The following is a 19,225-nucleotide window of genomic DNA, read 5'->3' as shown; positions in this document are numbered from 1 at the left end:
AACGGCATCAAGGTGCTTTCCTACGATCGACTGATCCTGGGCGCCGATGTCGATGCCTACATCTCGTTCGACAACGAGAAGGTGGGTGAAATGCAGGCGCAGGGCGTGCTGGACAAGGCACCGAAGGGCAACTACTTCCTGCTCGGTGGCGCACCCACCGACAATAACGCCCACATGTACCGCGACGGCCAGATGAAAGCGCTCAAGAGCGCCATCGACCGGGGTGACGTGAAGATCGTCGGCCAGCAATGGACACCCGAATGGGATCCCTCGCGTGCCCTGCGCATCGTCGAAGACACCCTCACCGCCAACAAGAACGACATCCAGGGCATCGTCGCCTCAAACGACGCCATCGCCGGCGGCGCCATCCAGGCCCTGAATGCGCAGAAGCTCGCAGGCAAGGTGGCCGTGTCGGGTCAGGATGCCGACCTCGCCGCCGTCAAGCGCGTGATCGAGGGCACGCAGTCGATGACGGTGTACAAGCCGATCCGCCAGATCGCATCCCAGGCCGCGGCGATGTCGGTGGACATGGCGAAGGGGACGCCGGTGAACTTCACCAGCAAGCTCAACAACGGCAAGAAAGATGTCGACACGGTGCTGTTGAAGCCCATCGGGCTGACGAAGCAGAACGTCGATACCGTGGTGCAGGACGGCTTCTATACCCATGCCCAGCTCTACGGCAAGTAAGCCCACGCCCCTGCAGCCGATGTTCCGCATGCAGGGCATCACAAAGTCGTTCGGCGGCGTCCGTGCGCTGGACGGCGTGGACCTGGCTGTAGACCCGGGTGAATGCCTGGGCCTGTGCGGCGAGAACGGCGCGGGCAAGTCCACCCTGATGAAAGTACTTTCGGGTGTGTACCCGCATGGCACCTGGGACGGCGAGATCGTCTTCGACGGCAAGCCGCTGCGTGCACATGGCGTGCGCGACAGCGAGGCCGCGGGCATCGTCATCATCCACCAGGAATTGATGATGGTGCCGGCGATGTCGGTGGCCGAAAACATCTTCCTGGGCAACGAGCCGCGCCGCTTTGGCGGCCTGGTGGATGTCCAGGCGATGCACCGCCACGCCGGCGAGCTATTGGCGGAACTCGGGCTTTCAGACGTCAACGTTGCCCTGCCGGTGGCGCACTTCGGCGGTGGGCACCAGCAGTTGTTCGAGATCGCCCGCGCGCTTGCCAAGCGGGCGCGGTTGATCATCTTCGACGAACCCACCTCGTCGCTGAGCGGCCACGAGGTGGAGGTACTGCTTGATATCATCGAGGGCCTGAAGCGCCGTGGCGTGGCATGCGTCTACATCTCGCACAAGCTTGAAGAAGTGGCGCGGGTCTGCGACACGGTCAGTGTGTTGCGCGATGGCCGGCATGTGACCACCGCGCCGATGGCCTCGATGACCACCGACGACATCATCGAGAAGATGGTCGGACGCAAGATGCAGAGCCTTTTCCCGCGTACGCCGCATGCGATCGGGGAAGTCGTGTTCGAGGCACGGGACGTCACCGCCTTCGACCCGGTCGATGCCGGGCGCAAGCGTGTGGACGGTGTGTCCTTCCAGGTTCGGCGTGGCGAGATCCTGGGCATAGCCGGCCTGGTCGGCGCTGGCCGGACGGAACTGCTCGCGTCGATCTTCGGCACGTGGAAGGGACGCCACCGCGGCCACATGCGGCTGGACGGCAAGATGCTTCGCATCCGCTCGCCGCGCGACGCCATCCGCGCCGGCCTTTGCCTGCTGCCTGAAGACCGCAAGCGCCACGGTATCGTGCCGCTGATGGCGGTGGCCGACAACATCACCCTGGCCACCCTCGGCGCGTTCGCCCATGCCGGCCGCATCGACGCCGACGCGGAACTCACCGCCGCCCAGGCATCCATCGACCGCATGCGGATCAAGACGGCCAGCCCGACGCTGCCGATCGCCAGCCTGTCCGGCGGCAACCAGCAAAAGGCCGTGCTGGCGCGGTTATTGATGGCCAGGCCACGAGTGCTGTTCCTTGATGAACCCACGCGCGGCGTGGATGTCGGGGCCCGCGTGGACATCTACGAACTCATCAACGAACTCGCCGTGCAGGGCGTGGCCATCGTGATGGTGTCGTCGGAACTCAACGAAGTGCTTGGCGTGAGCGACCGCGTGCTGGTGATGGGTGAAGGGCGTTTGCGCGGCGACTTCGCCATCGACGGCCTCACCTCCGAACGCGTACTGGCCGCGGCCCTTGGGCCGGCCAACGCCGACCACTGAATGGAATTTTAGATGTCTTTCCAGCTTTTCCAGCGCCTGTTCTCCCGCTACAAGCTGCTCGCCCTGGCCCTGTCCGTGGTGGCAATCTGGCTGTTCTTCCAGCACTTCACCGACGGCGCCTTCATTTCGGCCAGGAACCTCTCCAACCTGCTGCGCCAGATGTCGATCACCGGCATGCTGGCCTGCGGCATGGTGCTGGTGATCATCGCCGGCGAGATCGACCTTTCGGTGGGCTCACTGCTGGGCCTGCTCGGCGGCGCGGTGGCGGTGCTGACGGTGAACATGGGATGGCACACATGGCCGGCGATTCTCGCAGTGATGGCCGCGGGTGTGGCGCTCGGCCTGTTCAATGGCGCCCTGGTCACCACCTTGCGCATTCCATCGTTCATCGTGGGCCTGGGCGGCATGCTGGCATTCCGCGGCATCCTGCAGGGCATTACCCATAGCACCACCATCGCCGACGTCCCCGAGGATCTGGTGTTCCTGGGCCAGGGCTATGTGCCGCCGGGGTTATCAACCGCCGTGGGCGTGGCCATCGTCCTGCTATTGATCGTGCTGGCGGTATTGCGCCGGCGGCGTCGCGCGCGGCTGGCCTTGCCCCTTCCGTCGATGGTCGCTGAATCACTTAAGCTGCTGTTGATCGCCGGTGTCATCGCCGGCTTCCTTTACACGCTCAACGGCTATGGCGGCGTGCCGCTGCCGGTAATGATCCTGCTCGCCCTGCTGGCGGTATTCACCTTCCTGGGAACGCAGACGGTACTCGGCCGGCATATCTATGCCGTGGGCGGCAACGCGGAGGCCACCCGGCTGGCTGGCGTGAACGTGACCGCGGTGAAACTTGCGGTATTCGGCCTGATGGGCCTGATGTGCGCCTTCGCCGGCATCATCAATACCGCCCGCCTGGCCGCCGGTTCCCCCTCGGCGGGTGTGAACGGCGAGCTGGATGCCATTGCCGCCTGTTTCATCGGCGGCGCCTCGATGCGCGGCGGTTCGGGAACGGTGCACGGCGCGCTGCTGGGTGCGCTGGTGATGGCAAGCCTGGACAACGGCATGTCGATGATGGACGTGGAAAGCTACTGGCAGTACATCGTCAAGGGCGCGATCCTGGTCATCGCCGTGGGCATCGACGTGTGGAGCGGTTCGTCCCGCGACTGACGCTATCGCGCGCCCCTGGCTTACCATCGGGCTTTGCCCATCGCCGGAGCGCCTCATGCCCGAACCAAAACAGGTCAGCACCACGGGCACCATCGGCACGATTTTCCGCGTCAGTTCGGGCAATTTCCTCGAGCAATTCGATTTCTTCCTGTTCGGGTTTTATGCCTCTGCTATCGCACGCACGTTCTTCCCGACGAACAGCGCCTTCGCCTCGTTGATGCTCACCTTCGCCGTATTCGGCGCCGGCTTCCTGATGCGGCCGCTCGGCGCCGTGGTGCTGGGTGCGTATATAGACCGCGTCGGCCGACGCAAAGGACTGATCCTTACCCTTTCCATCGTCGCCAGCGGCACCGTGCTGATTGCCTTCGTACCGGCCTACGCGACACTGGGCTTGCTTGCTCCATTGCTGGTATTGCTGGGGCGGCTGTTGCAGGGTTTTTCCGCAGGCGCGGAATTGGGCGGCGTGTCGGTATACCTGTCCGAAATGGCCATCGACGGACGGCGCGGCTTCTTCACCAGCTGGCAGTCGGCAAGCCAGCAGGTTTCCATCGTGGTCGCCGCCGCCCTCGGCTTCGGTCTGAATCACTGGATGGAAAAGGCCATGGTAGACGCCTGGGGCTGGCGCATCCCCTTCCTGGTCGGCTGCCTGGTGGTGCCCTTTATCTTCTTCCTGCGGCGCAACCTGGTCGAGACCGAAGCGTACAAGGCGCGCAAGGAGCGACCCGATACGCAGGCCATGCTGCGGACGCTGACAACGAACTGGGCGATCGTTATCGCTGGTGCGCTGATGGTGGCCCTGACCACCACGACGTTTTACCTGATCACGGTGTATGCCCCCACCTTTGGTGAACACGAACTCCATCTGTCAGCGGCCGACAGTCTTCTGGTGACATTGTGCGTGGGAGTATCCAATTTCATCTGGCTCCCTTGTGGGGGCATGCTGTCAGACCGCCTCGGCCGCAAGCGGGTACTGCTGACCGCCGCGGCGGCGGCCCTGGCCACCGGCTACCCCGTTTTGCACTGGCTGGTGCAATCACCCAGCTTCACCGACATGTTGCTGGGCCTGGAATGGTTCTCGCTGATCTTCGGCTTCTACAACGGGGCGATGATCCCGGCCCTTACCGAGGTCATGCCCGAAGCGGTGCGCGTGGCGGGTTTTTCGCTGGCCTATAGCCTGGCCACGGCGATCTTCGGCGGATTCACCCCGGCCATGTCCACCTGGCTGATCCACGCTACTGCCGACAAGGCCGCCCCGGGCATCTGGCTGGCCTTCGCGGCCGCCTGTTCCATCGGTGCCACCCTGTTCCTGTACCGCAGGCGCGCACAAGGGTCGTTCGGCCTATAATTTGTAGTCTTGTACTCAAGCCACGGCCAAACGCCCCGATGCTCAGAAGCGACCAAGTCCTTGTAACTATTGGCACGGCCTCCACGATGTCGGCTGTCGGCTCCACCGAGACCTATCAGGCGCGGGTGGTGAAATCCCCCGATTTCATCGCCATGGCCGCCTTCGACGCAGGCCTGGTGTCCTTCGACAACCCAGTCAGGGGCGTGGCCGGCGGCCTCACCTGGACCTCCGGCGACCACGCGGGCCAGGCAGCCACGCTCCAGGACATCGAGTCTGCTCACGGCGCCACCTTGCGCGCCAATATGGGCATCCGGCACATCCCCGGTGTTCGTGAACTGGCGCCGCGCGCCGTCACTGACATCGCCGCCGCCCTGCCCCACGATTTCGAATCGGTCGGCCTGCGCAGGCTGTCAGGTATCCGCTACGAAGACATCCGCGGTTCGGGGCTGCGCGACATGCACGGCCTGTTCCAGGACGATCCACTACTGGCACCCTCGCTACAGTCACAGTTGTTCACCTACGGCGCGCTCGGCGCCCTGGCCGGCCTGCCGGCGCCGCTGTCGTCGATGGTGGAGAACCCGTTCGGCTTCCGCGTGGCATCGGCGACCGCCTTCGGCGGCATGGATTCGCTCGGCCAATGGTTGCGCCCCGATGCACCGCTGCCCGAAGGCGGCTTCCCCAAGGACACCTTTGCCGTGCGACTGGCGCAGTCGCTGGGTTCGCACGGCCCGGCCCTGGTGTCCACCATGCTGGCACCGGCCTACAGCATCAGCCGCACGCTGAAGCATCCGGAGCTTCGTGAATCCCTGCACTCGAAGGACGTCGGCTACATGCGCGTGCCACAGTCGCCGATGACGGCTGTCGGCGCCTGCGCGTCGAGCCTGATCGCCCTGTGCGATGTGGCCCCGCAGCTCCTGTTCGATTACCCCGGTTTCCAGAAGCCGAAAATGGCCCTGCTGACGGCGGCCGATGCCGCGCTGCAGCCAAGCTTCGGCATCCTGGAAGCCTTCGGCGGCGGTGCGTTGATGACCGGCGAGAAACTCGCCGCGAAGAATGCCAAGCACGCCGACGGTAACGACCGCTCCGTGCACGACAGCCTGGCCCCGTTCGATATCGACGCTGACGGCACGGTGGTCGGCCATGGTGGCTCGGGCCTGCTGGTGACCACGCTCGACTTCGCCCTGCGCAACCAGCTGGACATCACCTCGATCGTGGTCGGCTGGGGCCAGAGTGGCGAGGCCGGCGGCAAAGCGCATTTCGCCGGTGTCGGTTTCGGTGGCGAGAACGCGCTGGTGCAGGCGCTGGACATGGCCTACCTCGGCCACGGCTACGGCGTGGACCAGTTCGGCTACCTCGCCGCGCACGCCACGGGCACCCGGACCAACTCCAAGACCGACCTCGCCACCGCGCACGCAGGCCTGGTGGGCGCCGCGCAACGACAGAAGTACAGCGGCGAATTACCGAAGGTGTTCGTCGGCACGCCCAAGGCCGTCGGCGATGGCCATACCATGGGCGAAACCGGACTGAAAGCGCTGTCGCAGGCCGTGCAGTATGTGCTGGGCCGTGCAGCCCCCGGCGTCCCCACCTTGCGCCGGCTCGATCCGGATCTTGAGTCCATCGCCACGCATTTCGTCCTGGGCGCCGAGGCATCCCCCGGCAACGCTGACGGCGGTGCCCTGTGTGTCACCCAGGGCTTCGGTGGTTACAACGGCGCCGTCGCGTTGCGCTCAGCCCACGCCGACGCCTTCAGGCGCTACCACTGCGACGCAGCCATCCTTTCCGCCTACCTGGAACGCTGGCCGCAGATCCGCCGGGAACGCGAAGACCGCGAACGCGCCGCACGGCTGGGGCCGAAACTGGCGCTGGCGATGGCTGAGCGCCACCGCTGGGCCGGTGCGGAATAAGGCGGCGCTTTTCTACCACTCCGCCTTCAACACCTTGAACGGCTTTTCCAGCCTTACGCCGTCGGCGGTGTAGTCCGTCACCGACTCACCGTCGACAACCACCCTCGCCGGCTTCGTCCGTCCCGGCCAGAACACGCGCAGGTGGCAGCCTTTGGTCATGCCATCACCGAGCGTGACCGTGAGCGTGGAACCCTGCTGGCGCGCTGACATCGTCAGCGAGCCGTACTCGGTGGCCAGCTTGTCCACCGACAGGCCTTCGCCCGCCACCCACGATGGGTCGACGCCGGGCAACAGGTACAGGCCGTCGTCGGCTTCACGCATCAGCATGCCGAAGATGGCGCGCGCATATTCCGAGCCGATCCAGGTGTGCGGCATGTCGCCCAGGTACCCGGGATGCCGCAGGCGCGAGTGCACGACCTCGGCGAATACATTCCAGCCCAGCGGGCGGCGGTCGTTGACGAAGTCTTCGAGCAATTCGTTGGCCACGTCCGGGCGGTCCAGGCGCACGTAGGTGAGCACGTTGCGTATCTCATACGGCGTGTAGGCGTAGAGAGAGCCCGGTGCCCGGCGTGCGCGCACGTCGGCAAGATAGCGATCGAAGGTGTTCTTCAGCGCCTCCGGCGGCATGATGTCCTGCTGGCCGGCGGGGTCCAGTCCGATGGATACGCTGGTGGGATCATTGCCGCCAAGGTCCGCGTCCGAAGGCATCGAGTCCGAACCCTTCCAGGCCATGGTGTTCCGGATCGACGCCGCGACCGATTCGCGCAGGGCCTGGTACTGCTTGCGTGCGTAGTCAGCCAGCGGCTTGTCGCCCCAGCGCTCGGCCAGCCAGATACCGTCATGCCAGCCCTTCAGCGCCCAATAGTCGTCCCAATAGCTATGCGTAGGGCTGGAATAGCCTTCGTGGCTGATCGATGGCGCGATGATGCCGTGGAAGCGCGCAGGCGACGGCAGGTTGGCCAGATAACCCGGCACCATGGTGCGCTCGCGCAATACCTGCAGGAATCTAAGCGCCGCCTCCACCTTGGGCTTGAGCTCGCGTACTGAACCGGCGCCACCATCCAGGCGGGCCACATCCGCTACCAGGGTAATGAATTCACCCTGGCTGTCGTATTCGATGTCCGAACCGAAGCCGCGGTTGACGCTGCCGTCCTGGTTCAGGATCGGCGAAACCAGGCCGTTCTCGTGCACCGCATGACCGGCATACCAGGTGAGGTAATCCCGGGCCACGCGGGCCTGGCCCATGCGCAGCAGGATCGACGACGTCGCCGCCCCGTCGCGGATGAACGAGCGGTCGTAGTTGCGCGGCCCCGCCTGCATGGCATGACCGGTCTGGTTGATCAACATATAGGCCGCCTGCGAGCGCAAGACGTCCACCAGACTCTCATCGGGCAGACGTATTCCTACCTTGCCCAGTCGCTTGCGCCAGTCGGCAGCCACCGCATCGGCACGCTCGTCGAAGCCGTCAGCCGGCGACACAACGCGATGGCCCAGCAGTGGGAATGCAACAACCACATCGCGATGTTCGCCCGGTGCCAGATGCACTGTGTAGGTAAGCGCGCCCGAGGCCAGGCCACTGTCGTCATGCACGTCCTTGCCATCAGGCAGCTTGCCGGCAGCCACTGCAGCGGTGATTTCACCCTCGCCGTGCGCGCCGAAGGCCGAAACCCCCACATGCGTCGGCACGGTCGATGCCTGCATCAGCAGTTTGCCGTTGACGTTTACCTTGCCATTGTCGATGGCAAGGTCATGGATGGCCGATACGCCGCCGTTCTGCCAGGGCGGGTTCATCTGCATCGGCCGCACGATCAGCGACAGGCTGCCGTCGATGGGCGTATTCCCGGTATTGAGAAGACGGTGGCGTACTTCGGTCACCGGCTGGCCGTCGACGTCGCGCGCGAATGCCTCGCTGGTCAAGGTCAACCCGGGTTGCACCGTCCACTGAACGACCGGCATCGGCATCCAGCGGTCGCGCAGCGTTTGCTTAAGCTCAGCCTGCGCGGCGGACACGGCATGGCCGGAGGCGTCACGCCACACCGGTTGCACCAGCGGCATGCCGCGCGCGGCCTCGATGTTGCCGTATTCATCGAAGATGGATTTCTGCAGGCCGGCGGGAATACCCACCACCGTCCAGTACACCTGCTGCTGATGCAGCGAGGACGGGAACAGTGGCGCATTCGCACGCGAGGCAACGATCTCGTAGCGCTTCATCGGCGTCATCACACGCGCCGGGCCCAGCAGCGACAAGCGACTGATCGCAGGTGCCTTGCCACCGGTGCCCTGCACGACCAGGCGAAGCGCGCTGGGGCTGAAGGCCTCGTTGGCGGCAAGGTACGACGTATCCCCAAGCGGGCCCGGGTCGTCCGACACCGATGTCCAGTGCCCTGACGCATCCTGTTGTTCCAGGCGCGCATCGCCACGTGGACCTGACCACGTTACTTCAACACCGGCCGTGGGGAACGTCCGCGGAAACTGCATCACCACCGATCGCGATAACTTCTCCGAAGCGCCGTCAGCCCTGCCTTCGATCACCCGAGCCGGTGAAGGGGTCCAGATACGTGCCGGTTCCTTGCCCGCCAGGCCATGGATCCGCGGCGATTCTTCGGCCGGCAATGGCTCGAACTCGAACACCGAGACGCCCCAGTCAGCTGTTCGCGGCGCGCTGGCAAGACGCAGGTAACGCGCCTGAACCTCGGGGAAGAAGATGTAGTCGGTGCCGCCTTTCGAATCCGTGGTGGCGTAAGCCTGTTTCCATGTCTTGCCATCGAGCGAGGCCTGGATGCTGTACGACTGGGCGAAGCCACTGTCCCAGTGAATCCTTACCCCACCGACGGCGGCGGCTTTGCCCAAGTCCACCTGCAACCAGTTATCGGCACTGAAGGAACCGCCCCAGCGGGTGGTCTCGTCGCCGTCGATGGCGTTGACTGGCGCCAGCGCCGGGACCGCATCGGAGGAGGCCGTGGCGTGCCATTGGGCGCGCGGCGGCAACGCCGCATGGGCGATACCGGCCAGGAACAGGGCACAAAGCCCGGTCACAACGGAAACATGCTTTCGCATCGGTCGGGGAACCTTCAAGGCAGCCTTCCTGGCTTTTGGGGGACCCTTCGAATCCTAGTATGAAAACGTTTACATGACAGCCTGCGTCGCAACAATGCAGGGCCCGCCAAGGCGTTACATCGCCGTCGGCCGCCAGCCGGAGGCCCACCGGGAGGGCTTCGGTCCCATCACGAAAGCCAGCTCCCCGCCAGCCTGGATCTGAGCCCAGGTGATCACCGGTTCGTCCAGCGGTTGACCGTTCAAGGTCGCCGACTGGATATAGATGTTGGCTGCCGACGCGTTGGCGGACTTGATGGAAAACACCTTGCCATTGGGCAGGTTCAAGGTCACCCCGCCATAGATCGGGCTTCCGATCATGTATTGCCCCGACACCGGATTGACCGGATAGAAGCCCATCGCGGTGAACACGTACCACGCCGACATCTGGCCACAGTCCTCGTTGCCGAGCACACCGTTGGGCGTGTTGGAGTAGGCATCGCGGGCGAGCTGGCGCACGCGCTCCTGGGTTTTCCAAGCCTGGCCGAAGTAATCGTAGAGGTAACCGTAGTGATGACTGGGCTCGTTGTCATGGCGGTTGTGGCCGCCATTGAAATGCTCATCGAGCTTGGCGGCCGCCTGCGCCGGACCGCCCATCAGGTTCATCACGCCGGGAATATCGTGCAGGGCTGCGAACAGGTAGACCCATTGATCGCCCTCGGTCCAGCCGCGGTCAGGCGCCGCCCAGGAACCATCCAGGTTTCGCGCCTGCATGAACCCACGCTTCGGATTCCACAGGTTCTTGTACGCCAGCGAGCGCTTACGGAAGAAATCGGCATCATCCTTCCGACCCAGTGCACGCGCTACTTCCGCTACCGCGTAGTCGTCGAAGGATTCCTCCTGCGTGCTGGAGGCGCTTTCGGAAATCTTGTCGTCAGGGATATAGCCGATCTTCGCGCTCCACGTGAGCCCTGCCCGCGCTTCGTACGGCGTGTGAGGCTCGCGGTCGAACCAGCGCCGCGTGGTGTCGCCCTCCGGCGGCACGGTCGCGTCCTTGTGCACCGCGGCCCAGGCGAGGTTCCAGTCAAAACCCTTGAAGCCCTTGTTGATGGCCTCGGCCACCAGTGCATCGGCATGGGTGCCGATCATGATGTTGGTGTAGCTGGGGTTGGGCCACTTGGGCATCCACCCGCCTTCCTGGTAGTCCTGCAGCAATGCCCGGACCATGCCGTCGACGCGCTCGGGCGCGAACAAGGTGATCAGGCTGTTTTCGGCGCGGAACGTGTCCCAGATCGAATAGGCGGTGTAAGACTCACCCTCATGAACCTTGTCGTCGAAGGCGCTGTAATAATGGCCATGCTCGGAGAACAATTTAGGGTAAAGCAAGGCGTGGTAAAGCGCGCTATAGAACACGTGGCGCTCATCGTCGCTGGCGCCGTGTAGTGAGGCGATGCCTAGCTTGGCGTTCCAGGCGGCCTTCAGGGCATCACGCCTGGCTTCGAAATTCCAGTCGGGCATTTCCGCATCGAGGTTGGCGCGGGCCTGTTCGACGCTGATGAACGACGTACCCACCTGCGCTTCCACCACGCCGCTGGCAGACGTATCGAACGAGACGAACGCACCCACATTGTCGCCGGCCACGGTGTCCTTGCCCGGCACCATCAGCACGCCCTGGTACACGGTGCGTGCCGAGAACGGTTGGCGGAAACGCACCACGAAATAGCCCTTGAAGTTCGACAGTGCCAGGGGACCCAGGTGGGCATCCATGCGGTCGGGGTTGTAGCCGCTGATCTCGTGCCTCGCCGGATCGATGCTGACCTCGCCATTGACATGTGGCCGCGTGCCTTCGATCAGCACGCTGGCCTTCGACTTCAAGGGAAAGCTAAAGCGCAGGTGGCTGGCATGGTCGGTGGCCGTCATCTCCGTCTTGATACGGTGATCGGCGCCCTTGCCCATGGTGACGGCGTAGTAATACGGCGTGCTCGTTTCATCGGCATGCGTGAACGGCTGCTGCCGCGCCTCAGGTGCGTAGTTGATGCCGCCAATTTCCGGCATCAGGGTGACGTAGCCGTAATCACCCATCCAGATCGCCGCCTGGTGCGTGCCGATGAAGCCCTGGATCTGGGTGTCTTCATAGGCATAGCTGGTGACGCTGATACGGTTCTGACGGGTTTGCGCCGTCCAGTTGGTCATGCCGAAGGGTGTGGTGACCACCGGCATGCTGCCGCCGTACTCCACGCCGCCGCCACCGGTCCCGATGTAGGTATTGACCCAATCCACCGGCGAGGAAGCCGGTGCCACCGCGGTGGCCCCGAGGCCCGTTGCCCATGCCAGGCATGCTGCTCCGACAACCACGCGCATGAATGACGCCATTGACCACCCCGGTGGAAAACAAAGAACCTTTATAGCTCCCGGCGACCGGTGCGCCTAGCCCAGGGCGAATGGCCTGCTAGCATGCGCCCCATGCCCGCGCCCATCGAAGAACGCACCGCCACGGCCAACGCCCTGCGTCTGGACGACTTCGTCGGCCGTTCCACGCCGCTGGTGTTGCGCGGACTGGGAAGCGACTGGACGGTTGTGCAAAAGGGCCGCGAATCGGCGACGGCCTTTGCCGCGCACCTGGCCCTTCTCGACAGCGGCGGGGTGGTCGATACCTTGCTGATGGATCCGGCCATGGGAGGCGTGGTGGGTTACGACGCGGACATGACCGGCTTCAATTACGCCCATCACCGCGTCACGGTAACCCAGGGGCTCAAGCGCCTGGCCGCCTTTAGCCGCCAGGAAGGTGCAACACCGGGACTGGCGATCCAGAGCGCACCCATCGACAACGTGCTGCCAGGGCTGCTTCCTGATCATGCGCTGCCCTTCATGGACGCAGGCGTTCGGCCAAGGATATGGATCGGTAACCGCGTCACTACACCTGCGCATTTTGACGAATTCCACAACATCGCCGTGGTCGCCTGCGGCCGGCGGCGCTTTACCCTGCTTGCGCCGGACCAGGTACGCAATCTCTATGTGGGACCGCTCGACTTCGCGCCCACGGGCGCTGCGATCAGCATGGCGCCCCTGGACCCGAACGATGCACGGTTCCCGCGGATGGAGCGTGCCCTGGATCACGCCCTGGTAGCCGAGCTCGAACCGGGTGATGCGATCTTCATTCCCCCGGTGTGGTGGCACCACGTGGAATCGCTCGAGCAGCTCAACGCGCTGGTGAACTGGTGGTGGAAGCCGGCGTCGGCCGGTGGCGTGGTGCCTGGTACCGCGCTGGGCGCCCTGATGAACGCCATCCTGGCCTTCCGCTCCCTGCCCGTCGCCGAACGCAAGGCGTGGCACGAACTGCTGGATTGGTACGTGTTCGGCGAGGAAGATCCCACCGCTCATATTCCCCCTCACAGGAAGGGGGTGCTTGGCGAACTCACGCCCGACGTCGCTGCGCGCCTTCGCGATGCAGTCCGGCACTATCTGTAAGGACTCAAGGCATGGGTAGCGCCCGGCACATCCCTCCCGATCACCCGGTCATTGAAGATTCGCCGGCCTTCCAAGGCGCCGCCGGCCATCCGGCCATGGTGCTCACTACCACCATCCTTGCCTCCAGCCTGTCCTTTATCGACGGATCCATCGTCAACGTGGGACTGCCTGCGATCGGCCACGGCCTGTCCGCCGATGGCGCGCAGTTATCCTGGGTGGTCAATGGCTACCTGCTGCCGCTTAGTGCCCTGCTGCTGACCGGCGGCGCGGCAGGCGACCTGTTCGGCCGGCGACGGCTGCTGGTGTGGGGACTGGTGCTGTTCGCCATCGCGTCGCTGATATGCACGTTCGCGCCCACATTTGCGTGGCTGCTGGCAGGCCGAGTGCTACAGGGCACCGGTGCGGCGATGCTGATGCCCAACAGCCTGGCCATCCTTGCCGCCACCTTCGACGGGGCACGCCGCGGCAAGGCCATCGGTATCTGGGCCGCGGCCGGGGCGGTGGGCGCGGCAGGGGCACCATTGCTCGGTGGCTGGCTGATCGACACCGTCGGCTGGCGCTGGATGTTCCTGATGAACCTGCCCATCGCCCTGGCAGCCATCGCGCTGGCGATGCGCTACGTGCCGGCGGGCGGAGGCGAAGCACGGCCCCGGCTGGATGTGCCTGGCGCGGTGCTCGCGTCGGCGGCACTGGCGCTGCTCACCTGGGCACTGACCATCGTTTCCGAAGCGCGCATGCTGCCCGTGCGTGCTGCCATCGCCTTGTTGATCGGCATTTGCCTTGGCATCGGTTTCATCCTGGCCGAGCATCGCCGCGGCGACCGGGCGATGCTTCCGCTGGCCCTGTTCCGTTCACGCGGGTTCGTCGGCCTTACCATCCTCACCTTCCTGCTGTACGGCGCACTGGGCGGCGTACTGGTGCTTATTCCCTATGTGCTGATCGGCCTGTCGCGGTACTCGGCGCTGGTGGCGGGCGCGGCGCTCCTGCCGCTGCCGATCGTGATTTCCGTGGCCTCGCCGCTGATGGGGCGGATGGCCGGCAAACTCGGGGCGCGGTTGCCACTGTCGATCGGGCCAGTGATCGTTGGTGTCGGCTTGCTGCTGGCCATCCGTATCCCCAGCGACGGGAATTACTGGACGGGAACCTTCCCGGCGATGGTCACCATCGCGCTGGGCATGGCGGGGGCGGTGGCGCCGCTCACCACGGCGGTGTTCGCGTCGGTGCAAAACCGACACGCCGGCGTGGCCTCGGGCTTCAATAGCGCCGTGGCGCGCACGGGCGGCCTGGTGGCTACCGCCTTGCTGGGCGGCGTGCTCGCCGCCCGCGGCATCGAGCTTGCCGCAGGCTACGGCATGGCGCTGATGGTGGGCGCAGCCTGCGCGGCAATGGCAGGCGTGGTTGCCTTCATCACCATCGAAGGCAAGCGCGACCTATAATCAGCATCATGAATGCCCAAGCCGACGATGTGCTGTTGCCCCTGTTGCGCGAGCAACTACGGCACGATGGTTTCGCCTTCGCCAAGGCCGATGCCATGGCCAGCCTGCTGGGTCAGCTGCCCGACTTCGAAACCTTCGCGGCCAGCTGGGAGCGCCTGGCGCCCGATACCTACCTCGCCGCACGCGGGCGCCAGCGTCGCCGCCGGCACGCCACCTTCCGCGTGGATGAAACCGGCAACATCACCCAGGCTGCGCACCAGGCCCATTACCAAAGCCTGGCCTACAACACCTTGCAAGGTGACATCGAACGCTGGTTCGAACCGGTGGAACCGGCCATCGCCGGCAGCGCCACCCTGGCGGCCATCCTGCGGCTAAGCCATGAACTTTTCGCCTCGCTCGCCGCGGCCGTACCGCGCTGGCATGTGGAGCTTCACCAGTTCCGCATCGAGGCGGCGGCAGGCGCCGCGGGCGAACCCACCCCGGAAGGCTCCCACCGCGATGGCGTGGACTACGTCCTGGTGTTGATGATCGACCGGCGCAACATCGCACGCGGCACCACCACCATCCATACGCCCGACGGCACGCCGCTGGGTGATTTCACACTGGTAGCGCCACTGGATGCAGCGCTGGTCGACGACCATCGCGTGTTCCACGGTGTAACGCCCGTGGAATCCCTGGACGATACGCAGCCCGCCCACCGCGATGTGCTGGTGGTCACTTTCCGCGCTATGCCGACAGGCTGAACACCGACACCGACTCGCGCAGCGACAGCGCCTGGCTTTCCATCAGTTTCGCCACCGCGGCGGCTTCCTCCACCAGGGCGGCATTTTCCTGGGTTACCTGGTCGATCTGCGCGATGGCCAGGTTCACCTGGTCAACGCCGGCGGACTGCTCGCGGCTGGCCGCGGAAACCTCCCCGACGATATCGGTGAGCTTGCGCACACTGTGCACGATCACGCCCAGCGCGTCGGCCGACTGCTTTACCAGGCCACGTCCCACGTCCACGCGCTCGGCACTCTCGCCGATCAGTGCCTTGATTTCCTTCGATGCCGAGGCGCTTGAATGGGCCAGTCGCCGCACTTCAGAGGCGACCACGGCGAAACCACGCCCGTGCTCGCCTGCACGCGCCGCTTCCACGCCCGCGTTCAGGGCCAGCAGGTTGGTCTGGAAGGCGATGCCGTCGATCAGGTTCACGATGTCTTCGATGCGCTTGCTCGAATCGGCGATGGCCACCATGGCGTCGATCGCCTCGCCTGTGATCCGGCCGCCTTCCTCGGCGCGCTGACGCGCTTCGCGCGAGATCCGGTCCGCCTCGCCCGCAGCTTCGGCGTTCTGTTTTACCGCGGCGGTCATCTCCTCCATGGAAGCGGCCGATTCCTCAAGGCTGGAAGCCTGCGATTGCGTGCGCGAGGAAAGGCTCTCGTTGCTCTCGTTCAACTGCACGGCCGCGTGCGAAACGGCGTGCGCGCTTCCCTGCACCCCGGCCACGATCACCGCCAGATGCGCACGCATGCGCTCCAGGCCACCGAGCAGGCTGGCCGGCGGGTAGCGGGAAACGTCATCCGGACGCAGGTCGCCATTGGCGATGCGCGAGGCCATGGCCACGGCCTCGTGGGGTTCGCCGCCAAGCGTGCGCCCGATGCTCCGCAGCGACAGCCATACCATCAGCACCACGATCGCACCAATCACCGCGGCGCTGGACAGGCTGGAGATCAATTGCTGGCGGAATGCCAGGTCGATGTCCTGGAAGTACGCACCCGTCACCACGTGCAGGTCCCACGGCTTGTACCAGCGTGACACGCCGATCTTGTCGCGGCCTTCGCCGGTCTTGGGCATCAGCTGCGTGTAGCGCACTTCGGCCGTACCGTCGTTCTTGTCGCCCTGGAGCAGTGCACGGTAGTGATGGAAGCCATGCGCATCGGTGTCGTCGGCAATGCTCTTGCCCACCTGGTCGCCACGCAGCGGATGCTCGCGCAGTACCAGATTCGAATCGAAGATATACAAATAGCCGGTACCGCCGTCCCAGCGCATCGCCTGTACTTCGGCAAGTGCAAGCCGGCGTGCCGTGGCTTCGTCGAATTCGCCCTTGGCTGAGCGGGCACGGAACGAATCGATGATTGATATCGCGCTTTCCACCTGGTGCGTCAGGCCATGGGAAAGACTCTTCATCTGCTGGGCGCGGCTGTCCACCGCCGATAACGCGCAGAGCGCGGCCAGGCCCAGCACCACCACCGTCATCACCAACCACACGCGCGTGGCCAGTGCCATGCGCGAAAACCAAGCCGCCATTTTCTGTTCGCCCCGTATTGATCCGAAGGTGTCGCCACTCGCGCCGCCCGTAGCTGCTAACGGCCCGGCGGTCAGGAACTTGATGTTTGTGACAGCCGTAAACAGCGCACTCGTAATATTTCGCGCTTTGCAAATGCTTAAGGCCGGGTAATAATGACAACGATTCGCATTTGTATTCACATTCCTACAAGGTCTTCCCCTCATGTCCCGACGCAATGCGCTTACCGCGGCCCTCCTCGCCGCCCTCGCCATGCCCGCCGCTTCCCTGGCCCAGTCAACCGACCAGGCCGGCGCCATCGACCAGGGCGGCTCGGCCAAGACGCTAGGCGCAGTACATGTCACCGGCAGCATCCTGGGCCAGGACTACGACACCGATACCTCGCACGTGGCCAAGGTGCCCACCGCGGTCCGCGACATTCCCCAGACGGTGGTCGTGGTGAACCGCAATCTGCTCGAAGCCCAGGGCGCCACCAGCTTCCAGGACGCGCTTCGCAACGTGCCGGGCATCACCATCACCGCTGCCGAAGGTGGGACCATCGGCGACAACGTCAACCTGCGTGGCTTCTCCGCCCGCACGGACATCTACCTCGACGGATTTCGCGACCGCGGCCAGTATTACCGCGACACCTTCGATCTGGATGCCATCGAAGTGCTCAAGGGGCCGTCCTCCATGCTGTTCGGCCGAGGCTCCACCGGCGGTGTGATCAATCAGGTGAGCAAATCGCCCCAGCTGCGCAGCTTCGGCCAGCTCAGCACCACCGTCGGCACCGACGATCGCTATCGCATCAGCGGCGACTACAACACGCCATTGTCGGCCACCTCGGCGCTTCGCGTGAATGCCTATGCGCAGGACGTCCATTCCACCCGCGACGTTGTGAGCAACCGTGACGGCGGGCTGGCCCCATCGGTGCGCTTCGGCATCGGTACGCCGACGGAAATCACCCTGTCAGCCCTGCTCGAGCGCAACAACGACAAGCCAGACTACGGCCTGCCGCCGGTCAACCGCGCGCCGGCCAAGGTGAACCGGGATAACTACTACGGCTTCACCGACGACCGTACCATCCAGACCGTGGGTGTGTTCAGCGGCCGCCTGGAGCACACCTTCAACGACGACCTGAAGTTGCGCAGCCAGGTGCAGTACAGCCACTACACCACTGACGCGCGCGAAACCGCACCGAACACGGTGCTGACCAACACCGGCGTGGCGCTGGACAAAACCACGGGCAACCTCACCAGCCTGCCGCTGGACGACCTGATGGTGCAGCTGGCCAGCCACGACCGCGTGATCCACGACCGTTCACTGGATACGCAGAACGACCTCACCGGCAGTTTCGATACCGGTTCGATCCGGCACGACTACATCGCCGGCATCGAGCTTGGCCATGACAATTACGACAACCAGGCTTATAGCCGCACGGGCCTGCCGGCAGTGTCGCTGCTGAACCCGCCGCGCGAGGCGCAGCCGGCCAACGTGAAGCAGGTCCTGGGCAATCACGCCCAGGGCAGCGCCGATACGTTTGCTTACTACGCCAACGACACCATGCACTTCAACGACCAGTGGCAGGCCGTGCTGGGCCTGCGCCGCGATCGATTCTCCGCGCAGCTGGACAACTCCATCTCAGCGCCGTCCAGTGCGAAGCAGACGGTGTACTTCACCTCCGTGCGCAGCGGCCTGATCTTCCAGCCCTCCGCCGAGCAGTCGTATTACGTTTCTTACGGCACCTCGTTCGATCCTTCGCTGGAAACGCTTACCGTCACCAGTGGAACGCAATCGCTGAAACCTGAGAAGAACAAGTCACTCGAAGCCGGTGCCAAGTGGACGCTTGCCGACGATCGCCTGGCGATCAACGCGGCCCTGTTCCAGGTGACCAAGACCAACGCCCGCACCCAGGTGGACACCGGTGTGTATGCCCTGGATGGTGACGTGCGCGTGCGCGGTGGCGAACTGGGCATCACCGGCCGCCTCACCGATCACTGGCAGATTTTCTCAGGCTACACACGCCTGAACTCGGACGTGGTCAAGGCCGCCGACGGCACCCAGGGCAACGTGTTGGGCAATACGCCGAAGAACAGCGCCACCGCCTGGACCACCTACACCGTCGGCCACGACTGGGAATTCGGCGGCGGCGCCACCTACGTGTCCCAGCGCTATGCAGACAACAAGGAATTGGTGAGCGTGGGCGGCTACGTGCGGTGGGACGGCACGATCGCCTATCATCAGCGCAAGTACGACCTGCGCCTGAACTTCCTGAACCTCACCGACAAGAAGTACATCAGTGGCGTGATCCAGTCCGACGGCGGCCGCTCCATCCCCGGTGCCGGCCGCACCGAAATGCTTACGGTGAACTACCGCATCTGACCGAAG

General features: G+C 64.8%; 12 protein-coding genes. 9 read left to right on the top strand and 3 right to left on the bottom strand.

All coding sequences use genetic code 11. From position 1 onward, the window contains the following. From VGM61_RS05070 to VGM61_RS05050, 5 genes are all read left to right on the top strand, one after another. Positions 1–687: sugar ABC transporter substrate-binding protein (locus VGM61_RS05070; RefSeq protein ID WP_331521648.1), on the top strand; the 687-nt coding region annotated here is incomplete at its 5' end. Then, on the top strand, positions 665–2,230 hold the full coding sequence (locus VGM61_RS05065; protein WP_331521647.1) for a xylose ABC transporter ATP-binding protein: 1,566 nt from the start codon (positions 665–667) through the stop codon (positions 2,228–2,230). The genes VGM61_RS05070 and VGM61_RS05065, both read left to right, overlap by 23 nt. A gap of 12 nt (positions 2,231–2,242) precedes the next feature. Further along, on the top strand, positions 2,243–3,385 hold the full coding sequence (locus VGM61_RS05060) for a sugar ABC transporter permease (protein ID WP_331521646.1): 1,143 nt from the start codon (positions 2,243–2,245) through the stop codon (positions 3,383–3,385). 55 nt (positions 3,386–3,440) lie between these two features. Continuing rightward, positions 3,441–4,730, top strand: coding sequence for an MFS transporter (locus tag VGM61_RS05055; protein ID WP_331521645.1), 1,290 nt, complete (start codon positions 3,441–3,443; stop codon positions 4,728–4,730). Between the two features lie 86 nt (positions 4,731–4,816). After that, positions 4,817–6,634, top strand: coding sequence for a hypothetical protein (locus VGM61_RS05050; RefSeq protein ID WP_331521644.1), 1,818 nt, complete (start codon positions 4,817–4,819; stop codon positions 6,632–6,634). A gap of 12 nt (positions 6,635–6,646) precedes the next feature. On the opposite strand, the gene VGM61_RS05045 is transcribed toward VGM61_RS05050, so the two are convergent. Both VGM61_RS05045 and VGM61_RS05040 read right to left on the bottom strand, forming a co-directional pair. Continuing rightward, positions 6,647–9,691: a discoidin domain-containing protein gene (locus VGM61_RS05045; RefSeq protein WP_331521643.1), complete on the bottom strand. Its 3,045-nt coding sequence runs from the start codon at positions 9,689–9,691 to the stop codon at positions 6,647–6,649. Between the two features lie 114 nt (positions 9,692–9,805). Beyond that, positions 9,806–12,028, bottom strand: coding sequence for a GH92 family glycosyl hydrolase (locus VGM61_RS05040; RefSeq protein WP_331521642.1), 2,223 nt, complete (start codon positions 12,026–12,028; stop codon positions 9,806–9,808). Between the two features lie 102 nt (positions 12,029–12,130). Here VGM61_RS05040 and VGM61_RS05035 point away from each other — a divergent pair, with 102 nt between their 5' ends. Genes VGM61_RS05035 through VGM61_RS05025 form a run of 3 tightly spaced genes read left to right on the top strand, consistent with a single transcriptional unit; the run spans position 12,131 to position 15,314 of the window. Further along, positions 12,131–13,135 (top strand): cupin-like domain-containing protein, encoded by a 1,005-nt coding sequence (locus tag VGM61_RS05035; protein WP_331521641.1) that lies wholly within the window; start codon positions 12,131–12,133, stop codon positions 13,133–13,135. 11 nt (positions 13,136–13,146) lie between these two features. Next, positions 13,147–14,571: an MFS transporter gene (locus VGM61_RS05030; RefSeq protein ID WP_331521640.1), complete on the top strand. Its 1,425-nt coding sequence runs from the start codon at positions 13,147–13,149 to the stop codon at positions 14,569–14,571. Positions 14,572–14,579: 8 nt separating this feature from the next. Then, complete coding sequence (locus VGM61_RS05025) at positions 14,580–15,314, top strand: 2OG-Fe dioxygenase family protein (RefSeq protein ID WP_331521639.1); 735 nt, start codon at positions 14,580–14,582, stop codon at positions 15,312–15,314. On the opposite strand, the gene VGM61_RS05020 is transcribed toward VGM61_RS05025, so the two are convergent. After that, positions 15,298–16,839 carry a methyl-accepting chemotaxis protein gene (locus VGM61_RS05020; RefSeq protein WP_331521638.1) on the bottom strand — a complete coding sequence of 514 codons (1,542 nt, stop codon included), beginning with the start codon at positions 16,837–16,839 and terminating at the stop codon, positions 15,298–15,300. The two genes, VGM61_RS05025 and VGM61_RS05020, sit on opposite strands and share 17 nt — an antisense overlap. Positions 16,840–17,062: 223 nt before the next feature. Between VGM61_RS05020 and VGM61_RS05015 the strand changes: the two genes are divergently transcribed. After that, positions 17,063–19,219, top strand: coding sequence for a TonB-dependent siderophore receptor (locus VGM61_RS05015; RefSeq protein WP_331521637.1), 2,157 nt, complete (start codon positions 17,063–17,065; stop codon positions 19,217–19,219). The last annotated feature ends 6 nt before the right edge of the window (positions 19,220–19,225 follow it).

The sequence above is a fragment of the Pinirhizobacter sp. genome (assembly GCF_036499745.1).
Classification (GTDB): domain Bacteria; phylum Pseudomonadota; class Gammaproteobacteria; order Xanthomonadales; family Rhodanobacteraceae; genus Pinirhizobacter.
The sequence above is the reverse complement of the archived record's forward strand: the minus strand, read 5'-3'. Positions and strand labels throughout refer to the sequence as shown.

Excerpts from the sequence above, each read along its gene's own strand:
- VGM61_RS05065 (WP_331521647.1), top strand. The coding sequence starts at position 665 with ATGCCCAGCTCTACGGCAAGTAAGCCCACGCCCCTGCAGCCGATGTTC.
- VGM61_RS05060 (WP_331521646.1), top strand. The coding sequence starts at position 2,243 with ATGTCTTTCCAGCTTTTCCAGCGCCTGTTCTCCCGCTACAAGCTGCTC.
- VGM61_RS05055 (WP_331521645.1), top strand. The coding sequence starts at position 3,441 with ATGCCCGAACCAAAACAGGTCAGCACCACGGGCACCATCGGCACGATT.
- VGM61_RS05050 (WP_331521644.1), top strand. The coding sequence starts at position 4,817 with ATGTCGGCTGTCGGCTCCACCGAGACCTATCAGGCGCGGGTGGTGAAA.
- VGM61_RS05045 (WP_331521643.1), bottom strand. The coding sequence starts at position 9,691 with ATGCGAAAGCATGTTTCCGTTGTGACCGGGCTTTGTGCCCTGTTCCTG.
- VGM61_RS05040 (WP_331521642.1), bottom strand. The coding sequence starts at position 12,028 with ATGCGCGTGGTTGTCGGAGCAGCATGCCTGGCATGGGCAACGGGCCTC.
- VGM61_RS05035 (WP_331521641.1), top strand. The coding sequence starts at position 12,131 with ATGCCCGCGCCCATCGAAGAACGCACCGCCACGGCCAACGCCCTGCGT.
- VGM61_RS05030 (WP_331521640.1), top strand. The coding sequence starts at position 13,147 with ATGGGTAGCGCCCGGCACATCCCTCCCGATCACCCGGTCATTGAAGAT.
- VGM61_RS05025 (WP_331521639.1), top strand. The coding sequence starts at position 14,580 with ATGAATGCCCAAGCCGACGATGTGCTGTTGCCCCTGTTGCGCGAGCAA.
- VGM61_RS05020 (WP_331521638.1), bottom strand. The coding sequence starts at position 16,839 with ATGGCACTGGCCACGCGCGTGTGGTTGGTGATGACGGTGGTGGTGCTG.
- VGM61_RS05015 (WP_331521637.1), top strand. The coding sequence starts at position 17,063 with ATGTCCCGACGCAATGCGCTTACCGCGGCCCTCCTCGCCGCCCTCGCC.